This window comes from Aquibium pacificum (assembly GCF_040839445.1).
GTDB classification, from domain to species: Bacteria; Pseudomonadota; Alphaproteobacteria; order Rhizobiales; family Rhizobiaceae; genus Aquibium; species Aquibium pacificus.
The window spans coordinates 1,010,516-1,029,664 of sequence record NZ_JBDPGJ010000001.1 but is presented as its reverse complement, the minus strand read 5'-3'; the positions used below and the strand labels follow the sequence as shown (position 1 = coordinate 1,029,664).

The following is a 19,149-nucleotide window of genomic DNA, read 5'->3' as shown; positions in this document are numbered from 1 at the left end:
CGACAGGAACCGGACGCCGACGGTGACAACGCTTCGTGCCGAAGACATCGGGGTCCGGTTCGGGGGCGTCGTTGCCCTCCAGGACGTCTCGCTCGAGATCAGGCCCGGCGAAATCGTCGGCCTGATCGGCGCGAACGGCGCAGGCAAGAGCACGCTCATCAACGTCATTTCGGGCTTCCAGCGCCCGACAACCGGCGGCGTCTGGCTGGGCGACCGGGAACTTCTGAGACTGTCCCCTCACCTCGTCGCACGGGCGGGCGTGGTGAGGACGTTCCAGGGCGTTCGGCTTTTCGGGGAACTTACCATCGCCGAGAACGTGGCGGCGGTCGCGGCCGTCCTGGGGAGTCGGGCGGATACCGTCGAGGAGCTCCTCGCGGCGGTCGGGCTGTCGGGCGACTTCGAAAGGAAGGCCTCGACGCTGAGCTATTCCGACCAGAGGAAACTGGCGATCGCCCGCGCGCTTGCCCTGGAGCCGGGCTTCCTGCTGCTGGACGAGCCAGCGGCGGGAATGTCGCCGCAGGAGGCCGAACAGCTGGGCGCCGCGATGAAGGAACTCGTCGAACGCAGGGGGATCGGGCTGCTGCTGGTCGAGCACAACATGGATCTCGTCATGTCCGTCTGTCCGCGGCTGGTCGTCCTGGACGTCGGCCGCGTCATAGCCACCGGAGCTCCCGCGGCCGTGCGCGCCGACCCAAGGGTGCGGGCGGCCTATCTCGGCGGGGTGCCGCATGGCACTGCTTGAACTGGACCGCATCTGGGTGAGCTACGGTCCGGTCCCGGCACTGCGGGACGTGTCGCTTTCACTCGACGAAGGGGAGACGCTTGCGGTCGTGGGGCCGAACGGCGCCGGCAAGACCACGCTCACGCTCGCCATCGCCGGCGCCCTGCCCGCTGCCTCGGGCACCCTGCGGCTCGACGGGCAGCCGATCGGCGGTCTTCGCACCGAGGACGTCGCCCTGATGGGCATCGCGCTGGTGCCGGAGGGACGGCGCATCTTCGACGGACTGACCGTGCACGAGAACCTGCTCCTGGGGATGTCGCGGCGGCTCGGCGACCGGGCGGCGCGAAACAGGGCTTTGACGGAAATCCACGCAATGTTCCCCATCCTCGCCGAGCGCCGCAACGGCATGGCGACCCGGCTTTCCGGTGGCGAGCAGCAGCAGCTCGCCATCGCGCGCGCACTTTTGTCGCGCCCGCGCCTCCTGATCCTCGACGAGCCGTCGCTCGGTCTCGCCCCGCTTCTGGTCGACCGCGTCTACGACGTGCTGCGGGAGTTGCGCGCCGGCGGGCTCAGCATCCTCCTGGTCGAGCAGAACCCGATGCGGATCGGCTCCGTCGCCGATCGCGTGATCGTGCTCTCCGGCGGAGCGGTGCGGCTGGAGGGTCCAGCCTCTGAACTGCTCGGCGACGCGCGACTGGAGAACGCCTACCTCTCCGGCGAGGGGCATGCCTGATGAGCTGGATCGTCCAGGCCCTGATCGACGCCATGAGCATCGGCTCGATCTACGCGCTCACGGCGCTGGGGATCGGGTTGATCTTCGGTATCATGCGGCTGATCAACTTCGCCCATGCCGAGTTCATCACCGTGACCGTCTATATCCTCGTGCTGGCGATCGGGCTGGGCTTTCCCGTCGCGCTGTTCTTCGCCGCGGGCGGCGCGCTGCTGCTGGCGCTGCTGTCCGAGCGGCTGGCCTTCCGTCCCGTGCGCGGGGCCAATCCCTCGACCCTCCTGATCACCAGCTTCGCGCTAAGCTACCTCCTGCAGAACACCCTGGTCCTGATCTTCGGAGCCCGCCCGATGGGATTGAACATCCTGCCTTCGCTTTCGCAGCCGCTCATGATCGGCGACATCCGCGTGCCCATGATCCAGATCGTCACGATCGGGGTGACGATCTTCCTGCTCCTGGCCACGGGCGCCTTCCTGAGGAAGACGCGGATCGGCGTGGAGATGCGGGCGGCCGCGGTGGACTTCCAGATGGCGCGGCTGCTCGGCATCCGGGCCAACCGGGTCATCGCGGTGGCGTTCGGCCTCAGCGGCATCCTGGCCTCCTCGGCGGCGGTACTCTACGTCGCCCAGACGGGGGTGGTGGAGCCCCGCCTCGGGCTGCACCTGGCGCTGATCGGCTTCGTGGCGACCGTGGTCGGCGGCATGGGCAGCCTCCCGGGCGCAGTCCTCGGCGGCCTGGCCGTCGGCATGGTGACGGTGTTCCTGCAGGTGCTGCTCCCCACCGACCTGCGGCCCTTCCGCGAGGCCTTCGTCTACCTGGCGGTCATCATGGTCCTCGTGCTGCGGCCGCAGGGGCTCTTCCGTCCCGCCTCCGCGCGAGAGCGCGTCTGATGTCCGGCCGGGTGCAGACATATCTCCTCCTCGCGGGCATGATCCTGCTGGCGACGCTGCCCGGCTATCTGGGTTCGGCCGCGACGGCGCGCTTCGCGATCGACATGATGGTCAAGCTGGCCTTCGTGATCGGGCTCTCCATCTTCGTGTCGAACACCGGCATCCTTTCGTTCGGGCATGCGGCTTTCGCCGGGATCGCGGCCTATGCGGCGGCGTGGTTCACCATCCCCGTGATCACCAAGAAGGTGTTCCTGCCCGACCTTCCGGCCTTCGTGCTGTCGACCGACCTGGGGCTCTGGGGCGGCATGGCCACGGGGATGCTGCTCGCCGCGATCGTGGCCGCCGTCTTCGGCGTCGCCGTCGTGCGGCTGGCCGGCATCGGCGCCAGCATCGCGACGCTGGCGTTCCTTGCCATCGTCAACACGACCATGTCGCATGCGACCGGTCTGACCAAGGGCACGGCCTCGCTGATCGGCCTGCCGCTCGCGGTGAACCTGCCCATCGCCACGGCCGTCGTGCTCGCCTCGCTGCTGGTGGCGAGCGTGTTCGCCGGTTCGCGGGCCGGCCTGATGCTGCGGGCCTCGCGCGAGGACGAGGCGGCCGCGCTCGCGTCGGGCATCGCGGTCCGCCGGTTGCGGCTCGCCGCCTTCGTCCTGTCGGCGGCGGTCGTGGGAGCCAGCGGCGTCCTGCAAGGCCACGCGATCGGCATACTCTCCGTCAGCCAGTTCTACCTGGAACTGACCTTCCTCACCCTTGCGATGCTCGTCATCGGTGGCCAGCACAGCCTTTCGGGTGCCGTGATCGGCGCCATCGTGATCGCGTTCCTGGGCGAGATGCTCCGCACCGTGGCCGGCGGGTTCACGGTCGTCGGGCTGACGGTCCCGGCGATGCCCGGCCTGCGCGAGGTCGGCCTAGCGATCATCATGCTCATCGTCCTCATGCTGCGGCCGAAGGGCATCACCGGAAATCGTGAACTGAGACTGCCAAACCTTCCGCCACGGCAAACACAGGCCTGAAAAGCGTGCAGTATTACTGCGATATCAGATTGACGTCAGACGCGTGTGGCGCTTAACTGCGATATCAGAAGGGACTCGGGATCATGCGTGCAGGGATCATCGGGACGGGACTGATCGGTCGCGGATGGGCAATAGCCTTTGCCCGGGCCGGCTGGGACGTCAGCCTCTGGGATCGCGAACCCGGCGCGGCGGTCTCGGCGCTGTCTTCGGTGAAAACGGCGCTGGGCGACATGGCCGCAGTGGGTCTCGTCGCCAATCCGGACGCGGCGGCTTCGCGCGTCCGCGCCGCAGACAGGCTCGCCGAAGCCCTGCAGGACACGGACTACGTGCAGGAAAGCGTTCCCGAAGACGCGGACATCAAACGCGGCGTGTTCGGACTTCTCGACCGGCATGCGCCCGACGGGGTGCCCATCGGAAGCTCCTCCAGTTCGATCGTCGGAAGCCGGTTCCTTTCCGAAATCCCGGGCCGCGACCGCTGCATCGTAGCCCATCCGGCAAATCCGCCCCACCTCATGCCGGTCGTGGAAGTCGCGCCCTCGCCCTGGCACGCCGATGCCTTCGTAGTGGAGGTATGCGGCGTGCTCGCATCGATCGGCCAGGTGCCGGTCGTGGTGCGCAAGGAGATCGAAGGCTTCGTCATGAACCGCCTGCAGACCGCGGTGGTGAACGAAGCCGTCGGGCTCGTCGCCCGCGGCGTTATCGACCCCGCGGATCTCGACGCGGTGATGAAACACAGTCTCGGGTTGCGCTGGGCCCTCATGGGCCCCTTCGAGACCATGGACCTGAACGCGCCCGACGGCTTCCTCGACTACGCCGCCCGCTACGGCCATCTCTACCAGGCGATGGGGCGCGACCTGCATGTCGGGGAAGCGTGGCAGGACCACGCCTTGCAGACGATCGAAGACAGCCGGCGGCGGGAAACTCCCCGCGCGGCCGTGGGCGAAAGGATGCGCTGGCGCGACCGGGCGCTGATGCGCCTGATGTCTCTGAAGAACGAACTCGAGTCACCAGCGGGAGGGAACTGATCCCATGACGGACAAAGTCATCATCACCTGTGCCATCACCGGAGGCATCCACACGCCGACTATGTCGCCGCACCTGCCGATCACGCCGCAGGAGATCGCGGCCTCCGCGATCGAGGCGGCGGAAGCCGGCGCCGCGATCATCCACCTGCACGCGCGCGATCCCGAGACCGGACGGCCGCGGCAGGATCCGGACCTGTTCATGCAGTTCCTTCCGCGCATCAAGCAGTCGACGGACGCAGTGCTGAACCTGACGACGGGCGGCGGGCTCGGCATGACGCTCGACGAGCGCCTCGCGCCGGCCCATCGCGCCAAGCCGGAGGTCACCAGTCTCAACATGGGCTCCATGAACTTCTCCGTCGCCCAGCTGGCGCGCAAGTACACGGACTGGAAGTTCGACTGGGAGAAGTCCTACGTCGAGAATTCCTGGAGCACGATCTATCCCAACAGCTTCGACATGATCGAGCGCATCATGGTCGAGGTCGGCCAGGCCTACGGCACCCGCTTCGAGTTCGAATGCTACGATCTCGGCCATCTCTACAATCTGAAGCAGTTCGTCGACCGCGGTCTGGTCGAGCCTCCCTTCTTCATCCAGGGCGTCTTCGGCATCGCGGGCGGCATGGGCGCCGAACTCGACAACCTGATGTTCTTCAAGCAGACGGCGGACAGGCTCTTCGGATCGGACTACCGCTTGTCCTCGTTCGGCATCGGCAAGGCCCAGATGGGCTTCCTGACGATGACCGCACTATTGGGCGGAAACGTCCGGGTTGGTCTCGAGGACTCCCTCTACATCGGCCGCGGCAAGCTCGCCCGCTCGAATGCCGAACAGGTCGCCAAGATCAGGCGGATCATCGAGGAAGTGGGAATGGAAATCGCCACGCCGGCCGACGCGCGGGCGATGCTGAGCCTCAAGGGAGGCGACAAGGTCGGCTTCTAGTTCCGCAATCGATAGCGCCGTCGGGGAAGTGGTGTCGCTGCACCACCACAAATGGCACGGGAATCGGAATTGTGGTTCCTTGTCAGCCGCCTATGCGTTGTGACCGCATCTTCCCCGGACGACTGCCTGACGTATACTCGTGGCATGCGGCGGCACAGTTTGTCGCGTCAGGACGGGTATTAGGTGGTGGGCCCGGAGGGACTCGAACCCCCAACCAAGCGGTTATGAGCCGCCGGCTCTAACCATTGAGCTACAGGCCCCACGGGGCGTGGATTAGTGGCTTTTTCGGCCTCGCACAAGCGCCGCGCCCAAAACAACGCACAATCGCGGCATAATCGGCGGGGGAGATTTTTCCAACGGAGACAATGCCATGGTTCGCACCGCCTCGTCGCTCTTCCTCGCTGCAGCACTTGCCGCGGTTTCGCTTCCGGCACTGGCGCAGGACGCGGCGGGGTGGCGACGTCCGCACATCATCGTGACCGGCGAAGGCGAGCATGCGATGCGCCCCGACACCGCCATCCTCACATTCGGCGTGATGCGCGAGGCCGAAACCGCGCAGGCGGCCATGCAGGCCAACAACGAGGCGATGACGGCCGTGACCCAGGCGCTAAAGGAGGCCGGCATCGAGGACCGCGACCTGCAGACGGCCGGCATCCAGATCAATCCCCGCTACGAATATCCGCGCGACGACCAGGGCGGCCAGACGGCCCAACTCGTCGGCTACCAGGTGACCAACACGCTGACGGTGCGCGTGCGCGACATTTCGAAGGCCGGCGCCATCCTCGACCGGTCGGTCTCGCTCGGCGTCAACCAAGGCGGCGGCATCAGCTTCGTCAACGAGGATCCCTCCGGGGCTCTATCGGAAGCACGCAAGAAGGCGGTCGCCGATGCGGTCGAGAAGGCCCGTACGCTCGCCGAGGCCGCCGGCGTCCAGCTCGGGGCGGTCGCCCGGATCGCCGAGCGGACCGGCTCGCTGCAGCCGCCGCAGCCATTCATGGCCAAGGCGGCCGCCGACATGCGCGAATCCGTGCCCCTCGAGCCCGGAGAGAACGCCTACCGCGTCGAGGTCGAAATGACCTTCGGGATCAAGGGCCGGAAGTGAGGCCGCAAACGGACGAACGCCGCCGGCAGAGCGGCGACGTCCCGGTCGACAGGTTGTGCCTCAGAAGCGGATGACGGGGCAGAACGGCGCGCGGCCCACCGTCACGCTGACGTGACGCCCGAACTTGCGGCCGTTCACTTTGACCGCGCGATGGTTCGCCCAGACGACGTGCGCACGGTTGACGCCGAGCGAACGGACCTTGGCGACCGCCTCGCCGTTCGTGCAGACGCGCGGCGTGAACCCCTTGCGATAGCCATGGCGGGGATAGTGGCCCCGGCGTGGCTCGTCGCGACGGAAGCGATGCTCGCGTATCTCCGGGCGCGGGGAATGGTCCCGCCGCATGTCGCCGAGGTGGCCGCCGGGTCCGAACTGGACCTCCACGGTGGGTGCCGGGACGCTGCCGGCCGCCATCGCGGAGCCGGCGTTGGCCGCAAACGCGCCGGTGCCGATTGCCGTGGCCAGCGCAATCGACACGATCTTCTTCATCTTCAACATCATTTCGCTTCTCCGATCTCGACTGTCTGATTGCCGCTTCAGCGGAACCCGGCAATGCCACGCGTCGTGTGAACCGGGATCGAACGGACCGTTCAGTAGCCATTCATGAAGATGGCGGGAAGGGATCGGAGGAGCGCCGACGGCTGACGGAGGGGGAAATCCCGTAAACCGGCAAAACGAGTAGGCCGTGGGTGGCAGAAGAAACGGGGGAGAACCGTGACGGCACCGTCCGGTCCGCGCGCGAGACGGAGACCGCCAGCCTCCTCACGGTTCCTCATCCAGCATATGGTCGAAATAGTCCTCGGGCTCCTCGAGATGCTGCTCCAGCGCCGTGATGCGGCCGCGCATCGAGATGCCGGCCTCGTGGACGCTTTCGGGTCGCCCGGAAAGCAGGGGGTGCCAGTTGGGCAGGTCCCTGCCCTCGGCGACGAGGCGGTAGGCGCAGGTCGACGGCAGCCAGGAGATGGTCCTGACATTTTGGGGCGTCAGCTTGACGCAGTCTGAAACGCGCGAAAGCCGGTTGGGATAGTCCGCGCAACGGCACAGGTGGGCGTCGAACAGCCGGCAACCGACGCTCGTCCAGTGGATCTCGCCGGTGTCCTCGTCCTCCAGCTTGGCCAGGCAGCACTTGCCGCAGCCGTCGCAGAGCGATTCCCATTCGGCCTTCGACATTTCGTCGAGGTCCTTGGCTTTCCAGAATGGTCTTTCCATCGCGCGCATGTCGCGTCGCATAGCACCAAGGTCAAGCACCCGCGCGGGGAAAATCGCGGCGGCCGAGATGCGGACATAAAGGAACCATCCTGATCCAGCAGGGTTTGTGCCGCGAAGGGCTTACTCTCGAGAGGAAACATTTTCATGAAACTTCATGCACGCATCGTCGCCGGCACAGCACTTGGCGTGCTGATGGCGTCGGCGCCCGTCTTTGCCGACGAGCGCCAGGCCGGCACCGTCGCGCCGGAGAACATCCTGCTGGCGCAGAACGACGCTCCTCCCGCGGAGGAGGTCCCGCTGAAGGAAGGCGACCAGCCGGCTCCGGCGGGCGATCAGCCCGCTCCGGCTCCACAGCCAACGGCGCAAGAGCCGGCTCCGGCACCGAACGCCGCCGAACCCGCGCCCGAGCCCCAGCCCGAGCAGGCAGCCGAACCGCAGCCGGCTCCCGAGCCCCAGGCCGCGCCACAGGCCAATCCCGAACCCGAGGCCGCGCCACAGGCTGCTCCGGAACCCGCTCCCAAGGAAGCACCGCAGGCCGAAATCCCGCCTGAACCGGCACCAAAGGGGGATGCCGCCCCGCAGGACGCACCTGCCATGGAGGCGCCCGAGCCACGGCCTCAGCCGCAGGACCCGGCGCCTGAAGCGGAGCAGCCCGCGCAGACCGACAAGCCTGCCGCCGGCGCGCCGGCCGTCGAACCTCCACCCGCGGACGCGGCGCCCCGGGATGGTGCCACCCCAGCCCCCAACGGCGGAGCCGACCAGCCCGCCGCCGACGCCCCCGCGCCGCAGCAGCAGCCCGCGCCGGCAGGAGATGCGCCCGTGCAACCGGTCCCGAAGGGAACCCCGCCTGCTCCCGAGGCCGCTCCGGCTCCCTCGGACCAGCCGTCGCCGCCTCCCGGCGACCAGTCCGACGTCATGCCGGAAAACGCCGCGCCGATCCTGGACAGCGCCAAGCAGCCCGGCGTGGCGGACGGCGATCAGCCGGTGCCCGAAGTCGACGTCCCTGAAACAGAAGACGTTCCGCCCCCGACCTCGGACCAGGACGCCCAGACGCCGGAAATCTCCCCGCGCGACATCGAATCGATCACAGCCACGGAGGGCCGTCGCATCGACCGCGAGGAGTATCGGCGCGAACGCGACGAGCGCCCCGAAGGTGCCGACGTGCTGCGCGAGATCGGCGAGCGCATAATCTACCAGCTCGGCGGCGAGACGTTCGTGCGCGGTCCCGACCGTGGGCGCCTGGAACGCAATGCGGAGGACATCTACTACGAGGAACTGCCGCGCGGTCGCGTTCGCGAGACGATCGTCCGGCCGAACGGCGTGCAGATCGTGACGGTGCGCAACCGCTTCGGCGATGTGATCCGCCGTTCCCGGGTGATGCCGGACGGTCGCGAGGTCATCCTCACTTATGTGGACGAGCGCGATTACGACCGCCAGCGCGAATGGCGCGATCCGGGCCGGGACCTGCCGCCGCTCCGTCTGCGTATTCCCTATCGCGAGTACATTCTGGACGCGGGCCAGGTCGAAGATCCGGACCGGTACTACCAGTTCCTTGACCAGCCGCCGGTGGAAAGGGCGCGTCAGCTCTATTCCGTCGACGACGTCAAGCGGTCGGCGAGGCTGCGCGATACGGTACGGCGGGTCGATCTCGATACGATCACGTTCCCGACCGGGTCGGCGCAGGTCGATCCGAGTGAAGTCGACGAACTCGAGGGTATCGCGTCGGCCATCCAGCGGATGCTGGAGGAGAACCCGGCAGAAACGTTCCTGATCGAGGGACACACGGACGCCGTGGGGTCGGACGTTTCGAACCTCGCCCTGTCGGATGCCCGTGCCGAAGGCGTCGCCAACGTTCTGACGCAGTACTACGACATCCCGCCGGAGAACCTCGTCACCCAGGGCTACGGCGAACGGTACCTGAAGATCGCAACCGACGGTCCGTCGCGTGAGAACCGTCGCGTCGCGATCCGGCGCATCACGCCGCTGGTGACCCCGGTCGCGAGCGCCCAGTAGACCCGCAGATACGACTCTGTAAAATCGCCCGGCGGAGAAATCCGCCGGGCGATTTTCTACGCGTTGCCTTCCTCCATGATCAGGATCAACAAGGAAGCGCCGGGACGTGGTAATCACCCCTTCGGGGAGGTGCCGCATGAAGATTACCAGCGGAGCAACGCCGCTTGCCGTGCTCGACGCGTTGGCGGTCGATACCGAGACGACCGGGCTCGACACGGCCAGGGCGTCGCTGGTCCAGATCGCGGCAGTCGCCATTTCCGGTGGACGCGTCCGGGCGCAGGAGAGTTTCGAGACCCTCGTCGATCCGAAGATCGGCATCCCCGGAGCGTCCACGGCCATCCACGGCATCACCAATGCCATGACGCGCAACGCGCCGGAGTTCCGGGAGGCCTGGGCGCGCTTCGGCGCCTTCGCCTGCGGCAGGGTGCTCGTCGGCTTCTCCATCGGCTTCGACCTCGCCATCCTGGAGCGTGAGGCGCGCAGCGCAGGCATCCCCTGGAAAAAGCCGCGTACGCTGTGCGTGCGCATGCTGGCGTCGATCGCCAATCCGAACCTACCCGACCAGTCGCTCGACATGACCGCCAGCTGGCTCGGCATCGCCATCGAGGGGCGGCATCAGGCGCCGGGAGACGCGAAGGCGGCGGCCGACATCTTCGTGGCGCTCCTGCCGCATCTCGAGAAAAGGGGCATCCGCACGCTTGCCGAGGCGGAGCGCGCGTGCCTGGCGCTCACGGGCCAGCTGGAGACGCACCATCGCGCAGGCTGGGCCGAGCCGGTGACCCGGCCCGACGCGCTCGCAGGACCGAGGGCCTTCGGTTCGATCGACCCCTACGCCTACAGGCACCGCGTCGCGGACGTGATGAGCGCGCCGCCGGTCGTGGTGCCTGCGTCGGCGACCACACGCGACGTGATCTCGCTCATGGTCGAGCGGCGGATCAGTTCGGTCTTCGTCTCGGACACGGGCGACACAGGCGAACCGGTGAGTGCCTACGGGATCGCGACGGAGCGCGACATGATGCGCCGCATCGCTGCGAGGGGAGAGGCTGCCTTCGCCGATCCGGTTGGCACGTACGCGACGCGTCCGCTCGCCAGCATCCGCGGCGCCGCTTTCGTCTACCGGGCGATCGGACGGATGGACCGGCTCAGGATCCGCCACCTTGCGGTCCGCGACGAGCACGACAGGCTTGCCGGCGTGATCTCGGCCCGCGACCTGCTGAGGTTGCGCGCCGGCGCCGCGATCAGCCTCGACGACGAGATCGACGCGGCGGCCGACGCGAAGGAACTCGCCTCGGCATGGTCGACCCTGCCCGCGGTCGCCGAAGCCCTGATCGGCGAACACATCGAAGCCCGCAACATCGCCGAGATCGTCAGCGAGGAACTGCGCATCGTCACCCGCCGTGCCGCGCAGCTGGCGGAGGCCGAGATGGCGTCGGAAGGCCTGGGTGGTCCGCCCTGCCCCTATTGTGTGATGGTGCTGGGCTCCGGGGGCCGCGGCGAAAGCCTGCTCGCGGCCGACCAGGACAATGCGATCGTCTTTGCCGAAGGCGATCCCGACGGACTGGAGGACCGCTGGTTCGGATCCTTCGGCGAGAAGATCGCGGCGATCCTGAATGCCGCCGGCGTTCCCTATTGCACCGGCGGCGTCATGGCGAGGAACGCCGCCTGGCGCGGCTCGTCAGCGCTCTGGCTCGGTCGCATCTCGGACTGGGTTCAGCGCTCCCGTCCCGAGGACCTGCTCAACGTCGACATCTTCTTCGACCTCAGGCCGGTCTGGGGCGAGTTCGCCCTGGCGAATACGCTGTTCGATCACGCCTATGCCATGGGTAGCGGCAATCCGGTCTTCGCCAAGCTGCTCGGCGAACGCATCTCGATGGGTGCCGGGCCTTTCACGCTGCTCGGCGGCTTCCGCACCGAAGAGGGGCGCGTCGACCTTAAGAAGCACGGGTTGTTTCCGCTCGTCGCCTTCTCCCGCGCCCTGGCGATCCGGCACGACCTGCGGGTTCGATCGACGCGGGAGCGTCTCGAAGCCCTGGGCGGCCTGGGGATCGGCAGCGAAAGCGACTTCGACCGGCTGGTCGCCGCGCATGGCACCATCCTCAAGGCGATGCTCGCGCAGCAGAGCCGCGACCTTTTGGCCGGCATCGCCGTTTCCAACCGCGTCGAAACAGGCGCGCTGTCGCGCCCGGATCAGGCGGAGCTGAAGGCCGCGCTGAAAGCCCTGCAGATCATCCCCGATCTGCTGCGCAGCCTAATGTTCGCCTGACGTCGTCGGCGAGAAGCCTCAGGAAAACGTTCCGGCGACCTTCGTGTCGGTCTTTTCGAACACCTCGTCGGGAACGAAGAAATCGGCGGCCAGCGGACCCTTCGCGCCCGGAGCGTATACGGAGAAGTCGGTCACGCCGGCCTCCCGCAGGACCAGTTCGTCAATGAAGAAGTTGCCCGTGCACTCACGCGAGGGGCGCGTGACGACCGCATGGAAGGCATCCGCCATCACCTGCGGCGAGCGGCTCATCCCGGCCACCGCCTCGCCGCCGAGCAGATTGCGGACGGCGGCTGTATCGATAGCCGTCAGCGGCCACAGCGAGTTCACCGCGATCCCGTCGCGGGCGAATTCCGCGCTCATGCCGAGCGTGCAGATGGACATGCCGAACTTCGCCATCGTGTAGGCGACGTGATTCCTGAACCATTTCGCCTGCATGTCGAGCGGCGGCGCGAGATTGACGATGTGCGGGTTCTGCGCCTTCTTCAGATGCGGAATGCAGGTCTTGGAGACGAGGAAGGTACCCCGCGTGTTGATCTGATGCATCAGGTCGAAGCGCTTCATATCGGTCTGGAGCGTCCCCGTCAGCTGGATCGCGCTGGCATTGTTGACGCAGATATCGATCCCGCCGAACGCCTCGACGGTGGCGTTCACCGCCTCGGCGACCATCTCCTCGTTGCGGATGTCGCAAAGGACCGGCAGCGCCTTGCCGCCGGCCGCCTCGATCTCGGCGGCGGCCGAGTGGATCGTGCCGGGCAGCTTCGGGTGCGGCTCCGCCGTCTTGGCGGCGATCGTCACGTTGGCCCCGTCGCGCGCGGCACGCAAAGCGATGGCGAGGCCTATTCCGCGCGAGCCTCCCGAAATGAAAAGCGTCTTGCCCTGCAGCGACATCGCGACCTCCCCCGTCGTTCGAGTTGGCCGATCCTCGCGCGCCGTGGGGCGGGAAGCAAGCCTGTGCCGAAGGTCGCGGTGGATGGCGCGGACGTCAACGGCAGGACAAGAGCCTTCAACAGCCCGTCTTGGACAGCCGCTGGAGAAAATCCTTGAGGCGCTGCAACTCGGTCGGCAATTCGGCCGATCTCGACCGGAAGCCGAAGGCGAGGCGCTCCAGATCCTTTTGCGCCCTCCAGATGTCGTAGGATCCGACCTCCTCCGTCCCCACTTCCGCGACGGCCTCGTTCACGCTGCTGACTCCCATGTGCATCTCCTGCAACTCGATGGGGCGCAACCTATCGTGGCGATCGCCTGTCTACTTTGCGCGCGGTCAAAAATGGCGGAAAATGTTCACACCGCCGCGGAGTGCCGTGCCTCGCCCTGCTTCAGGTAGCTGTCGAACCGGGCGGCCACGGTCCGCACGAGAGGCCTGTGTTCTTCCGGCACGACGAAGACGTCGCCGCGCCGAACGAGCCATGGATGCCGTCCGGTGGTCGAGAGCAGCGCCGCTTCGGCGATGAGCGGCCGCGCAACGGGTCCGAATCGGACCGCCGCTTCCTCGCCGTCGAAGGCGAAATCGCACATCAGACGTTCGATGATCCAGGCGCGCGCATGATCTTCCGCGCTGAGTTCGATGCCCCTGACCGTCGCCAGGCCGCCCTCGTCCACCGTTCGCTGATAGACCGAGGTCGCCGGCTGGTTCTGCGCGTATCCCTGCCGGAACCTGCTGATCGAGGAGGCGCCGAGGCCGATGAGGGTGTCGCAGCGCTCGTCGGTGTAGCCCTGGAAATTCCGCCTGAGCCGCCCTTCCCGCGCCGCCGCCGCGAGACTGTCTTCCGGCCTGGCAAAATGGTCGATGCCGATCGCCTCGTAGCCGGCTTCGGCGATCAGGCGGGCCGCCAGCATGGATTGGGCATAGCGTTCCTCAGGCAGCGGCAGCCATTCGTCGGCGATCATGGTCTGGTGCTTCTTGAACCACGGGACGTGGGCATAGCCGAAGAGGGCGATCCGGTCGGGCGCGAGGCTGAGCGCCATGCGCACCGTTTGCTCCAGCGTCGCGCAGGTCTGATGCGGCAGGCCGTAGAGCAGGTCGAGATTGATGGAGGCGATGCCGCCCGCGCGCAGGCCGTCGACCACGCGCTCGGTGAGTTCGAAACTCTGGTCGCGATTGATCGCCTTCTGCACCTTCGGGTCGAAATCCTGCACCCCGAGGCTGGCCCGCGTCATGCCGATCGCGGCGAATGCGTCCAGCCGCTCGTCCGTCATGTCGTTGGGATCAATCTCCACGCTGATCTCGGGCTCGTCCACCAGCCGGAACGAACCGCGCACCGTTGCGCCCAGCGCCATGATGTCCTCGGGTTTCAGCATGGTCGGCGAACCGCCGCCGAAATGGATGGCCCGCACCGGTGCCCGGTTGCCGATCAGGCCCGACACGGTCTCGATCTCCCGGCAGAGCGAGCGCACGTAACTCGCCACCGGTTCGTACTGCCGGGTCTGCTTGGTATGGCAGGCACAGAACCAGCAGAGGCGGTCGCAGAAGGGGACATGGAGATAGAGCGAGATCGGCTCCTCGCGCTCGATCCGGAGGATCCATTCGCGGACGGTGTCGGCCGTGATGCCGGCGTGGAAATGCGGCGCCGTCGGGTAGCTCGTGTAGCGCGGCACGGCTTCGTTCAATCGTGACTTGTTCTCGTGGCGCATCCGAAAGGCTCCCTTGCAATACTCCCCGGATGCACGCCGGGCTTCCGCGCAACCTTGATTTCGGTCAATGTGGCGCCGGATGAGACAATCTGGCGCGAGATTGGCGCGAGCAATTCCGCTACACGGGCGCAACGGCGATTGCGGTTAGATGGCTGACAGGCAGGACATTCATACCTCGGGCGTGCCCGCCCTCTGCGAAGCGTGCGAGGCGCGCCACCGGGGGATATGCGGCGCGCTGTCGCCCGATCAGCTGCTCGGCCTCTCCAAGACGTCCTCGAAGCAGAAGATCGAAGCCGGCGCCGAACTGGTGGGGGACCAGGAGACGATCGACCACTATTCGAACGTGCTCGGCGGGGTCGTGAAGCTGACGAAGACCCTGTCGGACGGACGCCAGCAGATCGTTGGCCTCCAGTTCGCCCCTGATTTCCTGGGGCGACCCTTCAGGGCCGAAAGCGCGATCAACGCGGAAGCCGCCACCGACGTCGCTCTGTGCTCCTTTCCGAAGGCGACCATCGAACGCATGATGAAGGAAAGCCCCGGCCTGGAGCATCTTCTTCTGACCCAGACGCTGAAGGAACTCGACGAGGCGCGCGACTGGATGGTCACCCTTGGCCGCAAGACCGCCGCCGAGAAGGTCGCGAGCTTCCTGCTGCTCATCGCCCGTAACATCGACCCGACGGCGCGGACGCGGCCGGGCGCCAGCTTCGACCTGCCGCTTACCCGTGCCGACATCGCCGATTTCCTCGGCCTCACGATCGAGACGGTCAGCCGGCAACTGACGCGGCTGCGTGCCGACGGCGTCATCAGGATCGAGAACAACCGGCACGTGGTCATCGACCACATGGCCCGCCTGGAAGCGCGGTCCGGCATCTGACCAGGCGATCCCCCGAGTCTCCTCAACCTTCCCGGAAGCAGTAGTCGTGGCTTTCCACGCCGGGCATGTCGTAGAGCAGGACGATGACCGGTTCGCGGTCCGCCGCCCGCCTGGCGTTCATTCCCCGGATGGTCACGGCGTCGCCTTCGGAAGCGGCGAAAGGTCCCGACAGCCATTCGAACGACCCGTCCGGGCCGAGCCGAAAATTGCCGCCGCCGGCAGACAGTTCAGGCATGGAGTAAGTTCCGTTCGCCGAGAAATCGAGCGAGTGGCTGATGGTACGATCGTTCCGGCAGACGTAGAGTCCCTCCGCGAGTTGCGGCGACGGCCGGTACTCGCCGGGAAGTTCGAACGGCTCGGCGGACGATCCGGCGGCGACGGCCGCCAGAAGCGCAGACAGCGCGGTCGTCGTAGCGATCCTCACGAATTCACGGCTCCGTCGCCCAAAGGTTCCGGCTCAGCCTAGCTCTCTACCGGGCAAAGTCCAGAAAGCCGGAACCGGCTTCCATGCCTGTCAATGGCTCGCCCCGGACCGGTGCATCAGCGGCAGGACGTGTTCCTGCTCGAACGCGACGTGGCGGCGCACGCCCTCGAAGAAAGCGCGCAGCATGAAGCCGAGCGCTTCCGGATTGCTGACCGCTTCGCCATGGCCGATCGCCAGCAAAGCCTCGGAGAGGTCCTGGGCCGCGCATTCGTCCTCGACATGCTCCGCCCTCAGCCGTTTCACGGTGCTTGCCGCGCCGCGGGCCGGGCCGCCGATCTCGAAGGCGGGATAGACGATCTCTTCCTCATAGCGATGGCATTCGCGAAGCAGCGGCACCAGCGAACTGGCGACTTCGAGGCATCTGAAGCGGTCGATGCTCGATGGCAGGTCGTCCGCGATCGCTTCCAGCGCGTCGCAGATGCCGAGCTTCCGCTCGTGCGCCAGGTTCATTTCCACGCATGGCACGGCCCCTTCCCGTCCGCATGCGCCAGCGACCGGACAGATGTCCGGCTGCTCGCATACTTCCGCCGCCGATCTCTTGTTCACCAGTGCGAATTCCCTTGCTGCACGGTCCAATTCAGGAATCGTGCCAGACCTCCCCGGCCCCGTTCTTGACCTGAATCAAAGCGCCCTGGGGGCCGAAGCGCGAAAAGCTGACGCACGAGCGACCAAGAGTCGCCGGACTTACTTTCACGAGCGCGAGCGGGGAAAAAGATGAAATACGGCGCAGAAATCGTGGGGATAGGCCTCTTCGCCTTCCTGGCTCTGCTGGGTGCGGCCTTTGCGACCGACACCCTTTTCCAGCAACACATGTGGGTGCTCGTGGTCGTCCTCGTCGTGAGCGCGGCCGTGCTCATGCGCAACACGTCCTTCTCGCCCCGCGCCACGGCTGAGGCTGCCGCGATCCCCTTCAGGACGAACGGCACCGATTACCTGGACGGCGTCGTGCGCTACGGCGCCATCGCTACCGTCTTCTGGGGCGTGGTCGGCTTCCTGGTCGGGGTGGTCGTCGCCCTGCAGCTCGCCTTTCCCGACCTGAACATCGAACCTTGGTTCAACTTCGGCCGCATGCGGCCGCTGCACACCTCGGCCGTCATCTTCGCCTTCGGCGGCAATGCGCTGATCGCGACGTCGTTCTACGTCGTGCAGCGGACGTCCCGCGCGCGCCTCTTCGGCGGCAACCTCGCCTGGTTCGTGTTCTGGGGCTACCAGCTCTTCATCGTCATGGCGGCGACCGGCTACCTGCTGGGCATCACCCAGAGCCGCGAGTACGCCGAGCCGGAATGGTACGTCGACCTCTGGCTGACCATCGTCTGGGTCGCCTATCTCGCGGTGTTCCTCGGCACCATCATCAAGCGCAAGGAACCCCACATCTACGTTGCGAACTGGTTCTACCTGTCCTTCATCGTGACCATCGCGATGCTGCACGTGGTGAACAACCTGGCGATCCCGGTTTCGATCACGGGCATCAAGAGCTACTCGGCCTTCTCGGGCGTGCAGGATGCGCTGACACAGTGGTGGTACGGCCACAACGCAGTCGGCTTCTTCCTCACCGCCGGCTTCCTCGGCATGATGTACTATTTCGTGCCCAAGCAGGCCGGTCGCCCGGTCTATTCCTACCGGCTGTCGATCATCCACTTCTGGGCGCTGATCTTCCTCTACATCTGGGCCGGTCCGCACCACCTGCACTACACCGCCTTGCCAGACTGGGCTCAGACGCTGGGCATGGTGTTTTCCATCATGCTGTGGATGCCATCCTGGGGCGGCATGATCAACGGCCTGATGACGCTGTCGGGCGCCTGGGACAAGCTCAGGACCGATCCCATCATCCGCATGATGGTGCTGGCCATCGCCTTCTACGGGATGTCGACGTTCGAAGGCCCGATGATGTCGATCAAGGCGGTCAACTCGCTCAGCCACTACACGGACTGGACCATCGGCCACGTGCATTCGGGCGCGCTGGGATGGGTCGGCATGATCTCCTTCGGCGCGATCTACTACCTTGTTCCGAAGCTGTGGTACCGCGAGCGGCTCTACTCGCTGCGCCTCGTCACCTGGCACTTCTGGCTCGCTACGATCGGCATCGTCATCTACGCCGCCGTCATGTGGGTCGCGGGCATCCAGCAGGGTCTCATGTGGCGCGAGTACGACGATCAGGGCTTCCTGGTTTACTCCTTCGCCGAGTCCGTCGCCGCGATGAAGCCCTACTTCGTCGTCCGTGCCCTGGGCGGCGCCCTCTACCTGGCCGGCGCGCTCGTCATGGCCTGGAACGTGTTCATGACCATCCGCGGCTACCAGCGCCAGGAGGAGCCCATCGGCGGCTTCGCTCCCGCTTCCGTGCAGCCCGCCGAATAAGGAACCTTACCGATGGCACTCATTGACAAGCACGCGATACTGGAGCGAAACGCGACCCTTCTCCTGGTCGGTTCCTTCCTGGTCGTCACCATTGGCGGCATCGTCGAGATCGCGCCTTTGTTCTATCTCGAAAACACGATCGAGAAGGTGGAAGGGATGCGTCCCTATTCGCCTCTCGAACTCGCCGGGCGCAACATCTACATCCGCGAGGGGTGCTACGTCTGCCACTCGCAGATGATCCGGCCCTTCCGTGACGAGGTGGAGCGTTACGGCCACTACAGCCTCGCCGCCGAGTCCATGTACGATCACCCCTTCCAGTGGGGATCGAAGCGCACCGGCCCCGACCTCGCCCGCGTCGGCGACCGCTATTCGAACGAATGGCATGTCCAGCACCTGATCGAGCCGCGCTCGGTCGTGCCCGAATCCGTCATGCCGAGTTACTCCTTCCTCAAGGAGACACCGCTCGAGGTGAAGGGCTTCTCCACCCACCTCGTCGCCAATGCGCGCGTCGGCGTCCCCTATTCCGACGAGATGATCGCCAGTGCCGAGGCCGACCTCCGGGCGCAGCCGGATCCAAACGCCGACTGGTCGGGCGTCGAGGAGCGCTATCCCAAGGCGAAGCTCGGCGACTTCGACGGCAATCCGTCGGCACTGACCGAGATGGATGCGCTCGTCGCCTACCTGCAGATGCTCGGCACGCTGGTCGATTTCTCGACCTACGACGAAGCCGCCGGCTACCGCTGAGGAGAACCGCTATGGAAATCTACACCGCCATGCGGCACTTCGCCGACAGCTGGGGCCTGCTTTTCATGACCCTGTTCTTCGTCGGCGTCGTGCTTTTCGCCTTCCGCCCCGGCAGCCGCAAGCATGCCGAAGAGGCCGCGCAAATCCCACTCAAGGACGACTGA

The 19,149-nt window shown here is 66.5% G+C and carries 20 protein-coding genes and 1 tRNA gene; 13 read left to right on the top strand and 8 right to left on the bottom strand.

The genetic code is table 11. The annotated features are described in order from the left end of the window. The first annotated feature begins 22 nt into the window (after positions 1–22). The 6 genes from ABGN05_RS05005 to kce all read left to right on the top strand — a co-directional run bounded on the left by ABGN05_RS05005 (position 23) and on the right by kce (position 5,313). Positions 23–742 carry an ABC transporter ATP-binding protein gene (locus tag ABGN05_RS05005; protein WP_367952873.1) on the top strand — a complete coding sequence of 240 codons (720 nt, stop codon included), beginning with the start codon at positions 23–25 and terminating at the stop codon, positions 740–742. Next, positions 729–1,454, top strand: coding sequence for an ABC transporter ATP-binding protein (locus ABGN05_RS05000; RefSeq protein ID WP_367952872.1), 726 nt, complete (start codon positions 729–731; stop codon positions 1,452–1,454). Before ABGN05_RS05005 ends, ABGN05_RS05000 begins: the two co-directional genes overlap by 14 nt. After that, a complete protein-coding gene (locus ABGN05_RS04995) occupies positions 1,454–2,338 on the top strand; it encodes a branched-chain amino acid ABC transporter permease (protein WP_367952871.1) in 885 nt (294 codons plus the stop codon). The genes ABGN05_RS05000 and ABGN05_RS04995 overlap by 1 nt, the downstream gene beginning before the upstream one ends. Beyond that, the gene (locus tag ABGN05_RS04990) at positions 2,338–3,354 is read left to right on the top strand and encodes a branched-chain amino acid ABC transporter permease (RefSeq protein ID WP_367952870.1); all 1,017 of its coding nucleotides are present in this window, start codon (positions 2,338–2,340) and stop codon (positions 3,352–3,354) included. Before ABGN05_RS04995 ends, ABGN05_RS04990 begins: the two co-directional genes overlap by 1 nt. An 83-nt stretch (positions 3,355–3,437) precedes the next feature. Continuing rightward, positions 3,438–4,379, top strand: coding sequence for a 3-hydroxyacyl-CoA dehydrogenase (locus ABGN05_RS04985; RefSeq protein WP_367952869.1), 942 nt, complete (start codon positions 3,438–3,440; stop codon positions 4,377–4,379). A gap of 4 nt (positions 4,380–4,383) precedes the next feature. Next, positions 4,384–5,313 (top strand): 3,5-dioxohexanoate:acetyl-CoA acetone transferase, encoded by a 930-nt coding sequence (gene kce / locus ABGN05_RS04980; protein ID WP_367952868.1) that lies wholly within the window; start codon positions 4,384–4,386, stop codon positions 5,311–5,313. 184 nt (positions 5,314–5,497) lie between these two features. On the opposite strand, the gene ABGN05_RS04975 is transcribed toward kce, so the two are convergent. Further along, a tRNA-Ile gene (locus tag ABGN05_RS04975) sits at positions 5,498–5,573 on the bottom strand. Between the two features lie 110 nt (positions 5,574–5,683). Here ABGN05_RS04975 and ABGN05_RS04970 point away from each other — a divergent pair. Further along, a complete protein-coding gene (locus tag ABGN05_RS04970; RefSeq protein ID WP_367952867.1) occupies positions 5,684–6,415 on the top strand; it encodes an SIMPL domain-containing protein in 732 nt (243 codons plus the stop codon). A gap of 60 nt (positions 6,416–6,475) precedes the next feature. Here ABGN05_RS04970 and ABGN05_RS04965 read toward each other — a convergent pair whose 3' ends face one another. Both ABGN05_RS04965 and ABGN05_RS04960 read right to left on the bottom strand, forming a co-directional pair. Beyond that, positions 6,476–6,913: a hypothetical protein gene (locus tag ABGN05_RS04965; protein WP_367952866.1), complete on the bottom strand. Its 438-nt coding sequence runs from the start codon at positions 6,911–6,913 to the stop codon at positions 6,476–6,478. Between the two features lie 261 nt (positions 6,914–7,174). Then, on the bottom strand, positions 7,175–7,621 hold the full coding sequence (locus ABGN05_RS04960) for a YcgN family cysteine cluster protein (protein WP_367952865.1): 447 nt from the start codon (positions 7,619–7,621) through the stop codon (positions 7,175–7,177). Positions 7,622–7,765: 144 nt separating this feature from the next. On the opposite strand from ABGN05_RS04960, the gene ABGN05_RS04955 reads away from it, so the two are divergent. Continuing rightward, a complete protein-coding gene (locus tag ABGN05_RS04955) occupies positions 7,766–9,634 on the top strand; it encodes an OmpA family protein (RefSeq protein ID WP_367952864.1) in 1,869 nt (622 codons plus the stop codon). Positions 9,635–9,770: 136 nt separating this feature from the next. Continuing rightward, on the top strand, positions 9,771–11,897 hold the full coding sequence (locus ABGN05_RS04950; RefSeq protein WP_367952863.1) for a DUF294 nucleotidyltransferase-like domain-containing protein: 2,127 nt from the start codon (positions 9,771–9,773) through the stop codon (positions 11,895–11,897). Positions 11,898–11,915: 18 nt separating this feature from the next. On the opposite strand, the gene ABGN05_RS04945 is transcribed toward ABGN05_RS04950, so the two are convergent. The 3 genes from ABGN05_RS04945 to hemN all read right to left on the bottom strand — a co-directional run bounded on the left by ABGN05_RS04945 (position 11,916) and on the right by hemN (position 14,528). Continuing rightward, positions 11,916–12,785: an SDR family oxidoreductase gene (locus ABGN05_RS04945; protein WP_367952862.1), complete on the bottom strand. Its 870-nt coding sequence runs from the start codon at positions 12,783–12,785 to the stop codon at positions 11,916–11,918. 115 nt (positions 12,786–12,900) lie between these two features. Then, positions 12,901–13,092: a hypothetical protein gene (locus ABGN05_RS04940; protein ID WP_367952861.1), complete on the bottom strand. Its 192-nt coding sequence runs from the start codon at positions 13,090–13,092 to the stop codon at positions 12,901–12,903. An 86-nt stretch (positions 13,093–13,178) separates the two neighbouring features. Beyond that, positions 13,179–14,528 (bottom strand): oxygen-independent coproporphyrinogen III oxidase, encoded by a 1,350-nt coding sequence (hemN, locus tag ABGN05_RS04935; RefSeq protein ID WP_367952860.1) that lies wholly within the window; start codon positions 14,526–14,528, stop codon positions 13,179–13,181. Positions 14,529–14,676: 148 nt separating this feature from the next. On the opposite strand from hemN, the gene ABGN05_RS04930 reads away from it, so the two are divergent. Continuing rightward, positions 14,677–15,402: a Crp/Fnr family transcriptional regulator gene (locus ABGN05_RS04930; RefSeq protein WP_367952859.1), complete on the top strand. Its 726-nt coding sequence runs from the start codon at positions 14,677–14,679 to the stop codon at positions 15,400–15,402. 22 nt (positions 15,403–15,424) lie between these two features. Here the strand turns inward: ABGN05_RS04930 and ABGN05_RS04925 are convergent, their stop codons facing one another. Next, on the bottom strand, positions 15,425–15,826 hold the full coding sequence (locus ABGN05_RS04925) for a hypothetical protein (RefSeq protein WP_367952858.1): 402 nt from the start codon (positions 15,824–15,826) through the stop codon (positions 15,425–15,427). Positions 15,827–15,916: 90 nt separating this feature from the next. Next, entirely contained in the window at positions 15,917–16,432 is a 516-nt protein-coding gene (locus ABGN05_RS04920; RefSeq protein WP_367952857.1) for a hemerythrin domain-containing protein, read from the bottom strand. A 168-nt stretch (positions 16,433–16,600) separates the two neighbouring features. Here ABGN05_RS04920 and ccoN point away from each other — a divergent pair, with 168 nt between their 5' ends. From ccoN to ABGN05_RS04905, 3 genes are read left to right on the top strand one after another with little or no spacing between them, the layout of a single operon-like run. Next, on the top strand, positions 16,601–18,241 hold the full coding sequence (gene ccoN, locus ABGN05_RS04915) for a cytochrome-c oxidase, cbb3-type subunit I (protein WP_367952856.1): 1,641 nt from the start codon (positions 16,601–16,603) through the stop codon (positions 18,239–18,241). A 12-nt stretch (positions 18,242–18,253) separates the two neighbouring features. Then, positions 18,254–18,985 carry a cytochrome-c oxidase, cbb3-type subunit II gene (gene ccoO / locus ABGN05_RS04910; RefSeq protein ID WP_367952855.1) on the top strand — a complete coding sequence of 244 codons (732 nt, stop codon included), beginning with the start codon at positions 18,254–18,256 and terminating at the stop codon, positions 18,983–18,985. 11 nt (positions 18,986–18,996) lie between these two features. After that, positions 18,997–19,149 (top strand): cbb3-type cytochrome c oxidase subunit 3, encoded by a 153-nt coding sequence (locus ABGN05_RS04905; RefSeq protein WP_367952854.1) that lies wholly within the window; start codon positions 18,997–18,999, stop codon positions 19,147–19,149.

Bases quoted from the DNA above. Each gene is read 5' to 3' on its own strand.
- ABGN05_RS04960 (WP_367952865.1), bottom strand. From the start codon at position 7,621: ATGGAAAGACCATTCTGGAAAGCCAAGGACCTCGACGAAATGTCGAAG.
- kce (WP_367952868.1), top strand. From the start codon at position 4,384: ATGACGGACAAAGTCATCATCACCTGTGCCATCACCGGAGGCATCCAC.
- hemN (WP_367952860.1), bottom strand. From the start codon at position 14,528: ATGCGCCACGAGAACAAGTCACGATTGAACGAAGCCGTGCCGCGCTAC.
- ABGN05_RS04955 (WP_367952864.1), top strand. From the start codon at position 7,766: ATGAAACTTCATGCACGCATCGTCGCCGGCACAGCACTTGGCGTGCTG.
- ABGN05_RS04970 (WP_367952867.1), top strand. From the start codon at position 5,684: ATGGTTCGCACCGCCTCGTCGCTCTTCCTCGCTGCAGCACTTGCCGCG.
- ABGN05_RS04965 (WP_367952866.1), bottom strand. From the start codon at position 6,913: ATGATGTTGAAGATGAAGAAGATCGTGTCGATTGCGCTGGCCACGGCA.
- ABGN05_RS04905 (WP_367952854.1), top strand. From the start codon at position 18,997: ATGGAAATCTACACCGCCATGCGGCACTTCGCCGACAGCTGGGGCCTG.
- ABGN05_RS04945 (WP_367952862.1), bottom strand. From the start codon at position 12,785: ATGTCGCTGCAGGGCAAGACGCTTTTCATTTCGGGAGGCTCGCGCGGA.
- ABGN05_RS04940 (WP_367952861.1), bottom strand. From the start codon at position 13,092: ATGGGAGTCAGCAGCGTGAACGAGGCCGTCGCGGAAGTGGGGACGGAG.
- ccoO (WP_367952855.1), top strand. From the start codon at position 18,254: ATGGCACTCATTGACAAGCACGCGATACTGGAGCGAAACGCGACCCTT.
- ABGN05_RS04995 (WP_367952871.1), top strand. From the start codon at position 1,454: ATGAGCTGGATCGTCCAGGCCCTGATCGACGCCATGAGCATCGGCTCG.
- ABGN05_RS04985 (WP_367952869.1), top strand. From the start codon at position 3,438: ATGCGTGCAGGGATCATCGGGACGGGACTGATCGGTCGCGGATGGGCA.
- ABGN05_RS04950 (WP_367952863.1), top strand. From the start codon at position 9,771: ATGAAGATTACCAGCGGAGCAACGCCGCTTGCCGTGCTCGACGCGTTG.
- ABGN05_RS04930 (WP_367952859.1), top strand. From the start codon at position 14,677: ATGGCTGACAGGCAGGACATTCATACCTCGGGCGTGCCCGCCCTCTGC.
- ABGN05_RS05000 (WP_367952872.1), top strand. From the start codon at position 729: ATGGCACTGCTTGAACTGGACCGCATCTGGGTGAGCTACGGTCCGGTC.
- ABGN05_RS04990 (WP_367952870.1), top strand. From the start codon at position 2,338: ATGTCCGGCCGGGTGCAGACATATCTCCTCCTCGCGGGCATGATCCTG.
- ccoN (WP_367952856.1), top strand. From the start codon at position 16,601: ATGAAATACGGCGCAGAAATCGTGGGGATAGGCCTCTTCGCCTTCCTG.